The sequence below is a fragment of the Moritella viscosa genome, from assembly GCF_900120065.1.
Lineage (GTDB): Bacteria > Pseudomonadota > Gammaproteobacteria > Enterobacterales > Moritellaceae > Moritella > Moritella viscosa.
This window is the reverse complement of the sequence record NZ_FPLG01000039.1, coordinates 25,663-40,415: the sequence shown is the minus strand read 5'-3', so window position 1 is coordinate 40,415 and position 14,753 is coordinate 25,663. Positions and strand designations below refer to the sequence as shown.

At 38.9% G+C, this 14,753-nt stretch carries 11 protein-coding genes; 4 read left to right on the top strand and 7 right to left on the bottom strand.

The window, feature by feature from the left end; translation table 11 throughout:
* Positions 1–25: 25 nt before the first annotated feature.
* Positions 26–2,287, bottom strand: coding sequence for a penicillin-binding protein 1B (gene mrcB, locus BT797_RS06295; RefSeq protein ID WP_045109950.1), 2,262 nt, complete (start codon positions 2,285–2,287; stop codon positions 26–28).
* A gap of 438 nt (positions 2,288–2,725) precedes the next feature.
* Here mrcB and BT797_RS06290 point away from each other — a divergent pair, with 438 nt between their 5' ends.
* On the top strand, positions 2,726–3,208 hold the full coding sequence (locus BT797_RS06290) for a hypothetical protein (RefSeq protein ID WP_045109949.1): 483 nt from the start codon (positions 2,726–2,728) through the stop codon (positions 3,206–3,208).
* A gap of 61 nt (positions 3,209–3,269) precedes the next feature.
* Here BT797_RS06290 and BT797_RS06285 read toward each other — a convergent pair whose 3' ends face one another.
* From BT797_RS06285 to BT797_RS06265, 5 genes are all read right to left on the bottom strand, one after another.
* Positions 3,270–4,496, bottom strand: coding sequence for an L-lactate MFS transporter (locus BT797_RS06285; protein WP_045109948.1), 1,227 nt, complete (start codon positions 4,494–4,496; stop codon positions 3,270–3,272).
* Between the two features lie 350 nt (positions 4,497–4,846).
* Positions 4,847–6,037, bottom strand: a complete 1,191-nt coding sequence (locus BT797_RS06280; protein ID WP_045109947.1) for an amino acid aminotransferase — start codon at positions 6,035–6,037, stop codon at positions 4,847–4,849.
* A gap of 226 nt (positions 6,038–6,263) precedes the next feature.
* Positions 6,264–7,799 carry a Re/Si-specific NAD(P)(+) transhydrogenase subunit beta gene (gene pntB / locus BT797_RS06275; RefSeq protein ID WP_045109946.1) on the bottom strand — a complete coding sequence of 512 codons (1,536 nt, stop codon included), beginning with the start codon at positions 7,797–7,799 and terminating at the stop codon, positions 6,264–6,266.
* Positions 7,800–7,810: 11 nt separating this feature from the next.
* Positions 7,811–9,352, bottom strand: a complete 1,542-nt coding sequence (locus BT797_RS06270; RefSeq protein ID WP_045109945.1) for a Re/Si-specific NAD(P)(+) transhydrogenase subunit alpha — start codon at positions 9,350–9,352, stop codon at positions 7,811–7,813.
* A 640-nt stretch (positions 9,353–9,992) separates the two neighbouring features.
* Positions 9,993–10,448, bottom strand: coding sequence for a hypothetical protein (locus BT797_RS06265; protein ID WP_045109944.1), 456 nt, complete (start codon positions 10,446–10,448; stop codon positions 9,993–9,995).
* 230 nt (positions 10,449–10,678) lie between these two features.
* On the opposite strand from BT797_RS06265, the gene BT797_RS06260 reads away from it, so the two are divergent.
* The 3 genes from BT797_RS06260 (at position 10,679) to BT797_RS06250 (ending at position 14,093) form a co-directional block, all read left to right on the top strand.
* Positions 10,679–11,383, top strand: a complete 705-nt coding sequence (locus BT797_RS06260; protein ID WP_045109943.1) for a response regulator transcription factor — start codon at positions 10,679–10,681, stop codon at positions 11,381–11,383.
* Positions 11,373–12,839: a sensor histidine kinase gene (locus BT797_RS06255; RefSeq protein ID WP_244534291.1), complete on the top strand. Its 1,467-nt coding sequence runs from the start codon at positions 11,373–11,375 to the stop codon at positions 12,837–12,839. Before BT797_RS06260 ends, BT797_RS06255 begins: the two co-directional genes overlap by 11 nt.
* A gap of 231 nt (positions 12,840–13,070) precedes the next feature.
* On the top strand, positions 13,071–14,093 hold the full coding sequence (locus tag BT797_RS06250; protein ID WP_045109942.1) for a hypothetical protein: 1,023 nt from the start codon (positions 13,071–13,073) through the stop codon (positions 14,091–14,093).
* 153 nt (positions 14,094–14,246) lie between these two features.
* Here the strand turns inward: BT797_RS06250 and BT797_RS06245 are convergent, their stop codons facing one another.
* Complete coding sequence (locus tag BT797_RS06245; RefSeq protein WP_045109941.1) at positions 14,247–14,495, bottom strand: DUF3297 family protein; 249 nt, start codon at positions 14,493–14,495, stop codon at positions 14,247–14,249.
* Positions 14,496–14,753 lie beyond the last annotated feature (258 nt).

The following is a 14,753-nucleotide window of genomic DNA, read 5'->3' as shown; positions in this document are numbered from 1 at the left end:
AATTAATGTTTAATGACAAATCGCATTATTCGACAAGATCACGGAACCACTCAATCACTCGCTTAACCCCTTGATTACAACGTAATTCAATTTCAGGTTCATAACCACTCATAAAAGGCAGCGGGATCGAGTTAAGACAACTACCTTGGCTACCTTGACCAGTATCACGATCAACCCAACCGACTGTAATATTCTGTGGTGGCAAGTTCTGAATCGGCAATGCTGAACGTTGGCGGAAAATGTCAGCCCAAACACGCAAAGCCCCACTAGAACCTGTTAAACCAGTCGTCACATTATCATCACGTCCCATCCATACAACGGCCATCATGTCACCAGAAAATCCTGCGAACCAACTGTCTCTTAGATCATTCGTTGTTCCCGTTTTACCTGCGACTTCAAAGTTTGGTAACAACCATTCGAGGGCTCTCCCCGAGCCTTCATGCGTAACAGCTTGCATCGCATGACGCAGCATGTACACAGAACCAGCATCAAAGCGCTTATCAACGGCTAACGGATAACGCTTCAACACATTACCCTTTGGATCGACAACGGCATTAATAGCTAATAAAGGTGTATAGAAACCATCCGCAGATAATGTTTGATACATTTGAGCAACGGTTAATGGCGTCATATCGACTGCGCCTAAGGTGACCGATGGCAAAGCCGCTATACGTTGTTCGACACCAAGACCATGGATCGTATTAATGACCTTATCTAAGCCAATCTCATTGCCTAAGCGTGCTGTAGCTTGATTATAAGACTTAGCAAGCGCTTTATATAACAGTACATCACCATGATCTTTCTTATCGTAGTTTTTAGGTGACCAAATATCCCCATTGGGTAAGTTTAGGTTATATTCATCATCACTGATCAAGGTAGACAGATTATACTTTTCAGGCTGTTCTAATGCTGTCAGGTACACAGCAGGTTTAATCAATGAGCCCACTTGACGCTTAGCATCTATGGCGCGATTAAAACCAGCATAACGCGCATTCGCACCACCAACAATAGCAATAACAGCGCCTGTATTTGGTCGTGTGATCACCACAGCACCTTCAAGTTTAGCACTCAAGCCATTACGTTTATGTCGTGCAATGGATTTAGTGAGACTTGACTCTGCACTACTCTGTACCAATGGATCAAAATGCGTAAAAATAGATAAACCATTCTCACTTAAATCTTCAACTTTATAGTCTCGCTGTAGTTGGCGGCGAACTAAATCAAGATAAGCAGGAAATCGCTTGGTGCTACTCGCAGTTTGCTCACCCATGCCTAACGGTTTCGCTTTAGCTGTCGCCGCTAATTCACTGTCTAAACGACCTTCTCGAACCGCAATATCTAGCACTAAATCACGACGGTTAAGTGCACGTTCAGGGTTTCGCCAAGGATTGTAATAACTTGCGCCACGCACTAATGCGACCAATAAGGCTTGCTTATCGATAGGTAAATCTGCAAGTGGTGTTTTAAAGTAATACTGGCTCGCTAAACCAAAGCCATGAATAGCACGAGGACCATCTTGACCAAGATAAATTTCGTTAATATACCCTTCTAAAATCTTTTCCTTCGAAAAGTGGAATTCAAGTAAGATTGCCATCAATGCTTCTTGTGCTTTTCGGCTAAAAGTGCGTTCAGAACTCAGGTAATAATTTTTAACCAGTTGCTGAGTCAGTGTTGACGCGCCTTGGGAAATACCACCTTGTTTAATATTCGCCACTAATGCACGGGCGATACCACGAACAGAAATACCAAAATGTTCGTAGAAGCTATCATCTTCAACCGCCACTAACATTGCTTGTAGCGACTCTGGTACTTCAGATAGCTGTACTAGCAGTCTATCTTCATTATGCGCAGGATAAATGCCACCAATAACAACTGGCTCTAATCGTAAAAGACCGACACCATCGTCAGTATCCAGTTTAGCAACCATGCCATCATTCAATAGCAACGAAATATTACGTGGAGGCTCTAAGCCATCACTAAATTGAAATCCGGGCGTATAAATGTGAACCTGATTACCTCGTATATTTGCTTGCCCAAGTTTAGTCGGACGAGCAACAAATTTATAACCTAATAAACCGAGTTCCGTTTTTAAATCAGCCGCAGTTAAAGCAGCGCCTTCGTATAATTCGAGCGGACGTGCGTAAACAGTCGATGGTACAGCCCACTTATTTTCATCAAATGTTGAACGAATAATAATATCTAAATAAATCATTACAGCTAACCCGATAAATACGGGGATTAGTAATAACTTCCACCATAAACCACTACCTTTTACATTCTTACTCACAAGCACCTCCCGTTATCATTTCACCGTTAATGACAACTCATTAAATCCGTTACTATATTCGAATAATAACATAGTAAATACACTCTAATCGATATTGTATTTAAAGTAATAATCACTACTTTAAATACTAAGTCAGACTTAAATAAGCATTTTAAAACCACATTAAAATCATAACCTTTACTACAAAATTTGTTATAAAACGATGATTAGCCCCACCTCAACCACCTTCAAGTGAAACCACCAATGATTGTATTGGAAAACAACCTTTTCTCCTTACTAAATCAACTTTAATAACACCCAAAGCAGTGGATCAATATCACTAACATAGTTTGATTTATTAGATAATAGACTGATATACAACTTATATTATAGCGAAATTGATTCTTGTAACTATGATTAAAAAAACACGGCATAGTTCATATAAAACAAGGATAAACGATGAAAAAATTAACCCCTCTCATTTTATCACTCGCAACAATAGCAACAGCCTCAGCTGAAGATAAAACATCTGGTGATGTCGACTTTTACCTCGGTGCTAAAACAGGTTATATATATACTGCGTTTGACAAACTCGATCCTAAGTTACCTGCTACTTTTCTTGTAGGTATTCAAAAGAGTGGCTTTGGTTTAGAGTTTGAAGGTACTTTTGTCGATATGGATAAAAACAGTGTTGATTTGGAATATGAGTCATACGCTATCTATGGGACATACCGCACACCTGGTACATACTATGCAAAATTAAGGGCTGGCTATTTAGAAGAGACACTGAAATCAGACACAAAAAAATGGGAAGAATATGGTTTTTCTGGCGGTATATTATTTGGTATTGAGTTTGGTGATGCATTCACGATCGAAGCGGGTTATACCGTTATTCAAGCAGACCTGAAATATTTTAGTTTAGGCGGTAATGTTCATTTTTAACAAGAAGGGATAGTCAATTTCTTGAACTATCCCTTTGACACAAATTAATAAGCGCTAATGATTAAGCTTTAGCTGCTGTTAATTTATTTCCTTCTTTCGCTAATACAGCTGCTTTATCAACTGGTTTAGTGAAGAAAGCAATTATAGTAACAGCTACTAATAGTGCAGCGAAAGCAAAATAAGTATTGTTAGTTGAACCAGCAACAGTTGCTAAGAAACCACCGAAGAAACCAGATACACCCCATGAAGAATAAAGGATACCGAAGTTAGTACCGTAGGTTTTTAGGCCATAGTTATCAGCAGTAATTGTTGGGAATACACTTAATAGTGCACCGTATGACATCGCACCAATTGCAATCGCAACCATCAGTGGCATTTGCGTTGTAATTGTAGTGAAGAATGCCATGTTACCCGCTTGAAGCATGAATACTAAAGCAAGTGTATTTACACGGCCAATTTTATCAGAAATTAAGCCACCAACTACACGACCACCTGTATTAAAGATAGCAAGTAAAACAACACTGAATGCAATTTGCTCTGATGTCAGACCAATTGATTTACTGATATTACCAATACTACCAATTAACATGATACCTGCAGCAGCCGAAACCATGAACATTACCCATAACTGGTAAAATTGAGGCGTTTTCAGCATTTGTTGCCAGCTAAGATTGATATCATCACTTGATGCAACCGCTTTCGCTTCAGATGCGTCAGCAACATAACCTGCAGGAGGCGCAACAAGTAGAGACGCCAGTGGAATAGCGATTACTAATAGGCCTGCACCTAAAATTTTGAATGTATCGTAGATACCGTAGTTTTCGATAAGGCTTGTAGATAATGGTGCTAGGTATACAGAAGCAAGTCCGAAACCACCTGCAGTTAAACCACTCACTAAACCTTTTTTACCTTTTGGCCACCATTTCATCGCACTTGGGCTAATACATGCGTATGAGAAACCGATACCGGCACCTACAATGCCTCCAAAGGTAAATTCAAGTTCTACTAAAGTCGTAGTGTAACCTGAAGTAATAAGACCAAGACCAACGAGAGTCACACCAAGCATGGCCACTTTTTGAGGACCAATCTTGTCTTGTAAAATACCAGCAATAAGTAAACAAGTAGCAAATGTGAAAACAGCAATTTTATACGGTGCTTTTACATCTGATGCATCAACGTTCAACGCTTCAGCTAGGGGGACTGTGAAAACACCCCATGCGTATAGAATACCGATAGTTAAGTTAATGCCGATGCCAGCTAATAGGATTTGCAGTGGTTTATTACTCATTATTGCCTCAAAATTACAAAGATTGCGGCAATTTACACGTTTTGTGATCTAGGTACAACTTTTAATTCAAAATATATTATTTTTGTTGATATAAAGTATTGCTAGAAAAGGGAAAGGCAATTTAAATATATATAAATAACAACAAATTAAAGATTAATCGTTTAATTATAAGCCTTTCAGTAATATTTTTAGCACTATAAACCAAAAAATAGACTTATCAGCATAATAAACATCAGCATATGAGTCTTTATATAAAAGGTCAAAATTGTATAATTACAAACTAAAATATGTATAAAAAATGGGCGCCGAAGCACCCATTTAGTCATTAATCATTTATTACTGATTACTGATTAAAGTACAGCAGCAATCGCTTTACATAAAGGCTGCATATTATCTTTAGTCATACCTGCAACACTGATACGGCCAGAACCGACAATGTAAACAGCATGCTCATCTTTTAATGTAGCAACTTGTTCTTTAGTAAGACCTGAGAATGAGAACATTCCGTTCTGACGAGTAATGAAGCTATAGTCACCAGTCACACCCATTTCAGCAAGTGTTGCTACAAATAGCTCACGCATTTCGTGGATACGAACACGCATTTCAGCTACTTCAGCAATCCATTGATTACGTAATGTTTCATCATCAAGAATAATCGCAACAACCGCTGCACCATGTGCAGGTGGATTTGAGTAGTTTGCACGAATACCAGATTTAATTTGACTAAATGCTGCAGCCGCAACATCTTGATCTTTCGCTACTAACGTTAGACCGCCAACACGTTCATTGTACAAACCAAAGTTTTTAGAGAAAGAATTCGCAACTAATAGTTCTTCACAATGCGCTGTAAATACACGTAGACCTGCAGCATCTTCTTCAACACCTGTTGCAAAACCTTGGTATGCAAAATCAAACAAAGGTAATAGTTTTTTGTTCGCACATAATTGCGCAAGTGTAGTCCACTGCTCAAGCGTTGGATCAATACCCGTTGGGTTATGGCAGCAACCGTGGAAAAGTACAACATCACCCGCTTCCGCTTCTGCTAGAGATGCGAGCATTACGTTGAAATCTAAACCACGCGTTTCAGCATTATAATATGCATACTGCTTAACTTCTAAACCCGCAGTATTGAAAACATTACCGTGATTTGCCCATGTTGGATTACTTACCCAAATGCGATTACTTGTTAAATGATTTTTGATAAAATCGGCAGCTGTACGTAGTGCACCAGTACCACCCGGTGCTTGTGCTGTAATTGCACGTTGCTTTGTTACAACCTCGCTATCAGCACCAAATAATAGTCTTTGTACTGCAGACGCATACGCTTTATGGCCTTCAATACTTAAATAACTTTTACTTTTTTCTTCATCAATTAACTTTTGCTCTGCTAATTTAACTGATTTTAAGATAGGCGTTTGACCGGTTTCATCTTTATAAATACCTACACCTAAATTGATTTTTTCGGCGCGTGGATCTTTAGCAAATGCTTCAGTTAAACCTAAAATTGGATCTGCTGCTGCTGTAACGATTTTCTCAAACATGGTATTCCCTATCTGCTTGTAATTAAACTACGTATTAAACCTAACATTTCACTTATTTATACCATCACAATCTCTAAATTCATAGCGATGTGGCAAAAAAATGGCTGAGATATAAAAAATAATTAAATAGACAAATTGTCACTCATTATAAAACAAAAGAAGGAGCCTTTCGGCTCCTTCTATCTTCAAAAAATCTTGTATCATTTAACCGATACTGACATCGCAATTACATTGCTTTGAAGATTTCTTCTACGCTTTCTTTAGCATCGCCAAATAACATAGTTGTATTTTCTTTGAAGAATAATGGGTTTTGAACACCAGCATAACCAGTTGCCATACTACGTTTGAATACAACAACGTTCGTTGCATTCCATACTTCTAGTACTGGCATACCTGAGATTGGCGAGTTTTCTTCTTTCGCTGCTGGGTTAACCGTATCATTTGCACCAATTACAAGTACTGTATCAGTATCGTTGAAATCGCCGTTGATCTCATCCATCTCTAATACGATATCGTAAGGTACTTTTGCTTCAGCAAGTAACACGTTCATGTGTCCAGGTAAACGACCCGCTACAGGGTGAATACCAAAGCGCACATCAACACCCGCGTCACGCAGTTTCTTCGTGATTGCAAATACAGGATACTGCGCTTGCGCTACAGCCATACCATAACCTGGAGTGATGATTACACGCTTAGAACCCATTAGCATTTCAGCAACTTCAGCAGCAGATGTTTCAACGTGAACACCTTGATCTTCATCGCCTGTTGGTGCAACAACATCGTTACCGAAGCCGCCTGCAATAACAGAGATAAACGAACGGTTCATCGCTTTACACATTACATAACTTAAAATTGCACCTGAAGAACCAACGAGCGCACCTGTTACGATTAACAAATCATTACCTAAGATAAGACCTGTAGCTGCACCAGCCCAACCAGAATAAGAGTTAAGCATAGATACAACAACTGGCATATCCGCACCACCAATTGATAGCACCAAATGCGCACCAAATACGATTGCGATAAGACTCATTAATACTAATGCAGTCGTGTTGCCTTCAAAACCAGCACCAACAAACGAGAACATCAGGTAAATAGTAGCAAGTAATGCAACTAAGTTCATTTTATGGCGGTGTGGTAACATTAACGCGCTCGATTTAACACGACCGTTTAATTTACCCCAAGCAATTAATGAACCAACAAATGTAACGATACCGATGAATACGCCCAGGAAGATTAACGTTAAGTGAATACTTAACATAACTGGATCTGTAATATTGTATTCGATATAACTGTTGTAACCGATAAATACAGCCGCCAAACCGCCGAAGCTGTTTAGGATCGCAACCATTTCTGGCATTTCAGTCATTCCGACTTTGTTTGCCCAGCGTACACCAAATGCACCACCAGCAAGCATAGCGGCAATGATATAACCGATATTTGTTACGTCACTACTAAATAATGTTGCAACAACCGCTACAATCATGCCCAGAATACCGACATAAATACCTTTCTGAGCCGTTTCTTGCTTTGATAACGCAGCAAGAGCAAGTACAAACAGTACCGCTGCAGCGATATATGCCGCTTCTAAAATACTTTTACCACCCGTTGCGACTGTAACTTCCTGTACCACGCCAACAGCAACAGGTGCTTGTTCTGCAACTGCAACCTGTGCCAATTGCGCGGCTTGTGTTGCTGCATCTACCGCTACTTGCGCAGCATTGATAGCATGTTGTGCAGCTTCAATTGATTCTTGAGACATTATAAAAATCCTTATTTACGGAACATTTTCAGCATACGCTCAGTAACGGCAAAACCACCGGCGATGTTGATAGTGGCAATAAATGTGCCGAGGAATGCGAGTAAGGTTACAAGACCACTCTCTGCGCCCATTTGGAAGAAAGCACCAAGAATAACAATACCTGAAATCGCATTCGTTACACTCATCAGCGGCGTATGTAATGATGCAGCCACATCCCAAATCAAGTAATAACCAATCACACAAGCCAGTGCGAATACCATTAAGTGATTTAAAAATTCAGCAGGAACATAATTTGCTAGCGCTGAATATGCCCAGATACCGCCACCCGCTAATAATGCCTTATAGATACCTGTTTTTTTCTTTTCAGGTTTAGCTGGCGCTTCTTTCACTTCTTCTTGTTTCGCTGCTTGAGGCGCTGCTGAAACTTGAATCGGTGGCGCAGGCCAAGTAATTTCACCGTCTTTAATTACCGTCACACCACGTTGAACAACATCGTCAAAGTTGATGGTCATTTCACCGTCTTTTTCTGGTGTGAGTAATTTAAGTAAGTTAACTAAATTGGTACCGTAAAGCTGTGATGCTTGTGCTGGTAGGCGACGAGCCATTTCGTTATAACCGATGACTTTAACACCACCGTCAGTCGTAATAACTTTATCAACCACACTTGGTTCAACGTTACCGCCGTTCACTGCAGCTAAATCGACAATCACACTACCCGCTTTCATTGCATCAACCATTTCTTGGCTAATTAGGCGTGGTGCTGGACGACCAGGAATTAATGCAGTGGTAATGATGATATCAGCATCAGCAACTTGCTCAGCAAGCATTTTCTGCTCTTGAACTTTATAGTCGTCACTCATGACTTTCGCGTAACCGTCACCAGAACCCGCAGACTCGTCAAAGTCTACCGTTAAGAATTCAGCACCCAAACTGGTGATCTGTTCTTTAACTTCAGGACGCGTATCGTACGCACGAACAATCGCACCTAAGCTACCCGCAGCGCCTACGGCAGCAAGACCAGCAACACCAGCACCAATGATCAGTACCTTGGCAGGTGGTACTTTGCCAGCAGCGGTAATTTGACCAGTAAAGAAACGGCCAAATTCATTCGCAGATTCGATTACTGCACGGTAACCGGCGATATTAGCCATTGAGCTCAATGCATCAAGTGACTGTGAACGTGAAATACGTGGCACAGAATCCATTGCTAAAACATTAATTTCACGTTTTGCAAGTTTCTCTAAAAGTGCTTCATTTTGGGCTGGCCAAATAAAGCTGATTAATGAAGTGCCTTTTTGTAATAACTTAATTTCTTTGTCATTCGCTGGCGCATTAACTTTTAGTACAATGTCAGAAGCCCAAACTTGTTTGGTATCTTCCGATATCGTTGCTCCAGCCGCTTCAAAAGTAGCGTCACTAAAATTAGCTAATTGACCCGCATTGCTTTCAACCAATACTGAAAAGCCTAATTTTTGTAACTGCTCAACCGTTGCTGGTGTTGCAGCAACTCGAGTTTCACCTTTGAGGCTCTCTCTTGGTATACCTATTTGCATCATCTGTTCCTGTCTGTTTCAACATCAAAGATAAAATACTACGTTCCATGTGTATCCCATATAGCATGAGGTACGGAGAAGCATCAGTACAAAATATCGGATTTAACCCCTTCATATTCAAAATGAAGAGAGTTATTTGTCACTAACGATTGTTCACAAAAATGTGACTTAACGCAACAACAATTTATATTAACTTACCTCATTTCAAATGGAAATTAGAATCTAAAATGTGGATTAAACGTAAAATAAATAATTATCTAGCTAAGATTAAAGCATCTTTGAAGTACAGTTGACAAGATTAAATTATTTTAATCTTCAATGATTTACATGACTAACATGAAAGGGTTTCGTTTGAAATGAAGTGGGATATCAAAATGGTATAATGTCTACAAATGACACTATGAAACAAATAGACATATGTTGTTACTTTTTATTATAAAGTGTAATTTTTTTACATTTTATACTTATCATGGGTTATTCATGGCTAATTTTACAGCAGCAAAGGTTAAAATATAATAAACTAAAACTAACGATTCCATAATTTAAACGTGCGTTTGATGATGATTAATCAGCTATAACTATCAAATTAAATGGTTTTACATATCAAACAGTGAAAACTATCTGTTATTCTCCACTATTTCTACACCATTAACGTTATATTCGCCGAACCTACTAGCTCCTTGTCCTTAAACAATAATATCGGATGAATATTACAGTCATCACTCGCTACCGAGAACAATTCGATATGATGATGTGATGACTCTATATTCATCCGTAAAAAGCCATTATGTATATGCCACTCACCATAGAACTGATCTCTCATAAATAAAGGACATAAGATCGCATCCCGAGTTTGTAAACAATCTAATTTAGCCGCTTGTCCACGATAAGTGGTTTCTAACCAATGTGAATTCGCCACTTCAGGATAATCAAAGTCACGTTTACCCGCCTCCCACAAAATATATTCACCCGAAGTACGGATAAAACGCGCTTCTTCATCAGAAATATCAAGTACAGATTCAGCCTCTAACGTCCCCTGAGTTTCATATTTGTATAACAAGATTAATTTATCAGTTTCGGTTATCTGGCCAAGCATGCTGTTACACTCTTATATTTAGGGTATAATTTAACGGTAGTGAAGATAAATAAAAATGCATAAATAAATGTGCATATGTATGATATCAATACAACCGCTTATAAAAAAATCCAACGTAGATCGCACTAACTAAGGCTGATATGCTCTATGTCTAGAGTTGCGATTAATATCAATACACAGTGATAAGATTAATAAACATATGTCGAAATGCGATAAGAGGTAAAAATACAATGAATACACACGTATTGGTGGTAGAAGATCAACAGGATATCGCAAATTTAATTCGCATCAATCTAGAGATAATTGGTAACAAAGTGACTTGCTGCCACAACGCTAAAGATGCATTTCAACTATTACACGACAACGAGTTCCAGCTTATTTTGTTAGACCTCAATCTGCCCGATATGGATGGATTAGACATATGTAAAACAATAAGAAGCCATGACGCTATTATTCCAATCATGATGTTAACCGCTCGCACAGAAGAGTTAGACCGTGTTCAAGGTCTAGAAGCTGGTGCGGATGATTACCTTGCTAAACCATTTAGCGTATTAGAATTACAAGCGCGCGTAAAAGCCCTACTTCGTCGTAGTAATGCACAAGCAGCAAATAACATAGTGCCAGAACAAATTAAGATTGCAGATTTAATCATAGACCAAGCAACGCATTGTGTGTATCGAAATAAAGAATTAATAACGCTGACGAGTACTGAATTTTCTTTATTATTCTTTTTAGCCAAATCTCCTGGCCGCGTGTATAGCAGAGAACAATTGCTTGCTGAAGTATGGGATTATCATAACGACTGTTATGAACATACCGTCAACTCACACATGAATAGATTAAGAAATAAAATTGAGCCAAATCCAGCAAAACCCACTTACATCAAAACAGTATGGGGCGTTGGTTATAAGCTGGAGGTCTCCGATGTCACATAGATCCTTGCTAGGACAGATAACATTTCCGTTGATTATTTTGTTTGTCACTATGGCAACGGGATTGTTTTTTATTTATTGTGTAATTACCGATACGAACTCAGCCCGCGTAGAACAAACACTACACAAAAACTTAGCTCAGCAAATAATCCACTATTCAGAGGATTTACAACAAGGCGATATTAGTCGAACAGCACTAAAACCCGCCTTCCATAGCTTAATGCTACTTGGTCCCAGCTATGAAATATACATCACCGATAGCCAAGGTAAGCTATTAGTATATGCCGCTGAACCAAGTAAGATCAAACGTAATTCTATTGACATTAAACCACTCGAACGGTTTATTAAGGGGGCGGGCTACCCTATTTATGCAGATAACCCTAGAAGTCCTAATCAGCAAAAACTGTTCTCAGCTGCGCCTATATTCCAAAACAACCAACAAATTGGCTATGTCTTTGTTATCCTCGGCGGTGATAAATACGATAGTATTGTAAAGAACCTAGCATTCGACAGTGATATATATAAGATCCTTGCTGTGTTGATTATTTTCTTCGCATTAGCCTTTATACTACTGGTGTTCATTTTTGCACGGCTCGTCAGACCTATTAGTCAACTAGATCAAGATATAACTAATTTTGTCAAAAATGACTTCACGACTGTTTCAACGTCAACACCGAATCAATATGCCGCGAATGAAATTATTAACCTGCATAATAACTTTTCGTCATTAGAAAATAAGATACACAATCAATTAACGCAAATTAAATCGACAGAACAACTACGCCGAGAAATGCTTTCACATATCTCACACGATCTCAAAACCCCGCTAGCATCCTTAAAAGGTTATCTTGAAACTTGGTTGTTACAATATCCTGAAGCCGCTGGGAGTGACTTTATTCAAGTGGCACAAAAGAACGCTAATCAATTACAGCGTCTTGTCGAGCAGATCATCGAACTAGCTCAACTCGACAGCAATACAGTAAGCCTATACCAAGAACCTGTCGCTGTTGCTGAGTTAGCACAAGACGTATTAAGCAAATTCCAGCTACAAGCACAACAAAAGAAGATTACCCTTTCCATTGAGCCTAAAGACCCAAGTCTACAAGCCATTGCCGACATTGCTAAATTGGAGCGAGTACTAACCAACCTCGTTGATAATGCCCTAAGACACTGTCAATCTGGTGACAGTATTAAGATCCATTTACAGCCTAAAGATAACCAGCTAATCATTAGTGTTGCCGATTCTGGCGTGGGTATTCCGAAGGAAGATGTTGAGCGGATTTTTGATGCTCATTTTAGGGCTAAAAATACCGTCAATGGTCAACAAGGTAACTCGGGGTTAGGACTTGCTATTGTTGCAAAACTACTTTCATTGCACCATGCCAAGATCTCAGTATCTAGCGTGCTAAGCCAAGGTACAACGTTCAGCTTTAGTTTACCGACAAGTGGGAACATATAGGTTTGACTGCAGCTTAGTTCAACCAGCTAGGCTGTAGATTTCCTTTAAAATTATTCAGAACAACTCAAACTCTTATCTCTCAATCATTTTATTCACTCTAGATCAAACTTTTCTAATAGTTATCACTACTTATCCTTATTTTAACAACAAATATATTAACTCACACTAATCTTATACAAACCATTAAATTACGGTTATTCCACTCTCACCCCCCCTTTAGGATGGATGAATATGCACTTATTTAAACTCACTCATACGCTTGTATTTATAACACTTGTCACAGGTTGTGCTAGCTTTGAAAAAAAATCATCGACAGCAGTAGAACTCCAACAAACTAAAATCAGTAACTCACGCCTCAATCAACGCGTAAATGATGCGGTAACGAAAGTTGAGCAAAATTACCTAAGGGCGAAAGATGAAAATTTTGCTACCTATGCACCCAATACTTGGAAATCTATTCAAAAAAACTTAATCAGTATGCGTAAGCTAGTGAATAGGTTTGATCCCAATGATCAAGGTTTTTTTGGCGGTCCATCAGAGAGTACTGTTTTAGAAGATATTGCAGAGGTCAGTAATGAATTAATTAAAGCACAAAAAACAAAAACTCAGGTTACTGTATTTTTAGCTCAGCCCTTAGCTGATATTGAATATCTAGCGCCCAAAATAGACACTGTATGGCAAAGAGACTTCGTGATTATTAATCAAGATTTAAGCCACATCATAAATATGATTGAGGAAGATTATTTAGTTTCAAGACAAGAGTTTGAACGAGATAAGTTACAGAAAAAAATCAGTGAACTCGAAATAAATATTGTTACAGCAGACTATTACTTTCCATTAGAAGATCAATTTAACCTATTAAATCAGCAATTAATTCCACTAAGCTACAATAATGTATCGCAGGGCTTACAACAGCTTAATACCATTATCATTACCAGCCCTCGGGATACAGCGTTGCTGACAACAACAGCGAACTTAATCACAAATGGGATTCAACGTGCAGAGCATATAACGACAGATGTAAGCTGGATCAATGGACTTGATATAAAACAACGTGAACAGATTGTTTTACACTATCGCACCACACTCGAAGGGTTAGGCACTAAGTTTATCGGTCAAGACCTATCAAACTTGTCATACAAGGCTCAAGTACAAACGTTTGAACTCGCGCTTACTGCTAAGTTAGCAAAGTTTGAAACAACAGATGCTGATACGGCTTATAAGCAACATATGTTAAGCGACCTTGATAATTAGCCTTTACAGCTAAATGGGCCTAAATTTCTCCAGGCCCTTTTGCGATGACTTAGATTCAAATAATAAGTGGCATTGCAAAAATACGTCACAATATCGCCAACTCACTAAGAGGGATTACCCTTAACTAAGTTATCTATTTTTCAATGGCACGTCTTAACGATAAAACGATTCAACAGTTCCTTTTATCGTCATCATAAGCGGTTGACCGCGACGGTCCAACGCTTTATGTGACGGTACTTTTACCCAACCTTCACTGATACAATATTCTTCAACATCGAAACGCTCTTTACCATTAAGCATAATACCAATGTCGTGCTGGAAAACTTCTTCTATATGATGTGGGCTGCGGGGATTGCCCGAAAGGCGATCCGGTAAAGCTGGTTTCGATTTAATATCGTTCATGTTCGTGACCTGTAGTAAACAAAAAGTGCGCTATTGTAGACAATATAGACCTAAGGCTCAAGGGCTGCGGTAATAAATGTTAGTCCTCTGCATCTGTATAGTTGTAAACCCCTCGTTTATTCAATACTCAACTGTTTCTAAAAATATTACACGTTGCGAATGACTCGTAACTCCGTTACTTAAAGCATCAAAAAATATAAAGCGGATAGTCATTGTAAATGGTTCCTCCCCCCCCCCCAATGACTCCTTTTAAATTTA

Excerpts from the sequence above, each read along its gene's own strand:
- BT797_RS06265 (WP_045109944.1), bottom strand. The coding sequence starts at position 10,448 with ATGCTTGGCCAGATAACCGAAACTGATAAATTAATCTTGTTATACAAA.
- BT797_RS06255 (WP_244534291.1), top strand. The coding sequence starts at position 11,373 with ATGTCACATAGATCCTTGCTAGGACAGATAACATTTCCGTTGATTATT.
- BT797_RS06280 (WP_045109947.1), bottom strand. The coding sequence starts at position 6,037 with ATGTTTGAGAAAATCGTTACAGCAGCAGCAGATCCAATTTTAGGTTTA.
- BT797_RS06290 (WP_045109949.1), top strand. The coding sequence starts at position 2,726 with ATGAAAAAATTAACCCCTCTCATTTTATCACTCGCAACAATAGCAACA.
- BT797_RS06285 (WP_045109948.1), bottom strand. The coding sequence starts at position 4,496 with ATGAGTAATAAACCACTGCAAATCCTATTAGCTGGCATCGGCATTAAC.
- BT797_RS06260 (WP_045109943.1), top strand. The coding sequence starts at position 10,679 with ATGAATACACACGTATTGGTGGTAGAAGATCAACAGGATATCGCAAAT.
- BT797_RS06270 (WP_045109945.1), bottom strand. The coding sequence starts at position 9,352 with ATGCAAATAGGTATACCAAGAGAGAGCCTCAAAGGTGAAACTCGAGTT.
- pntB (WP_045109946.1), bottom strand. The coding sequence starts at position 7,799 with ATGTCTCAAGAATCAATTGAAGCTGCACAACATGCTATCAATGCTGCG.
- BT797_RS06250 (WP_045109942.1), top strand. The coding sequence starts at position 13,071 with ATGCACTTATTTAAACTCACTCATACGCTTGTATTTATAACACTTGTC.
- BT797_RS06245 (WP_045109941.1), bottom strand. The coding sequence starts at position 14,495 with ATGAACGATATTAAATCGAAACCAGCTTTACCGGATCGCCTTTCGGGC.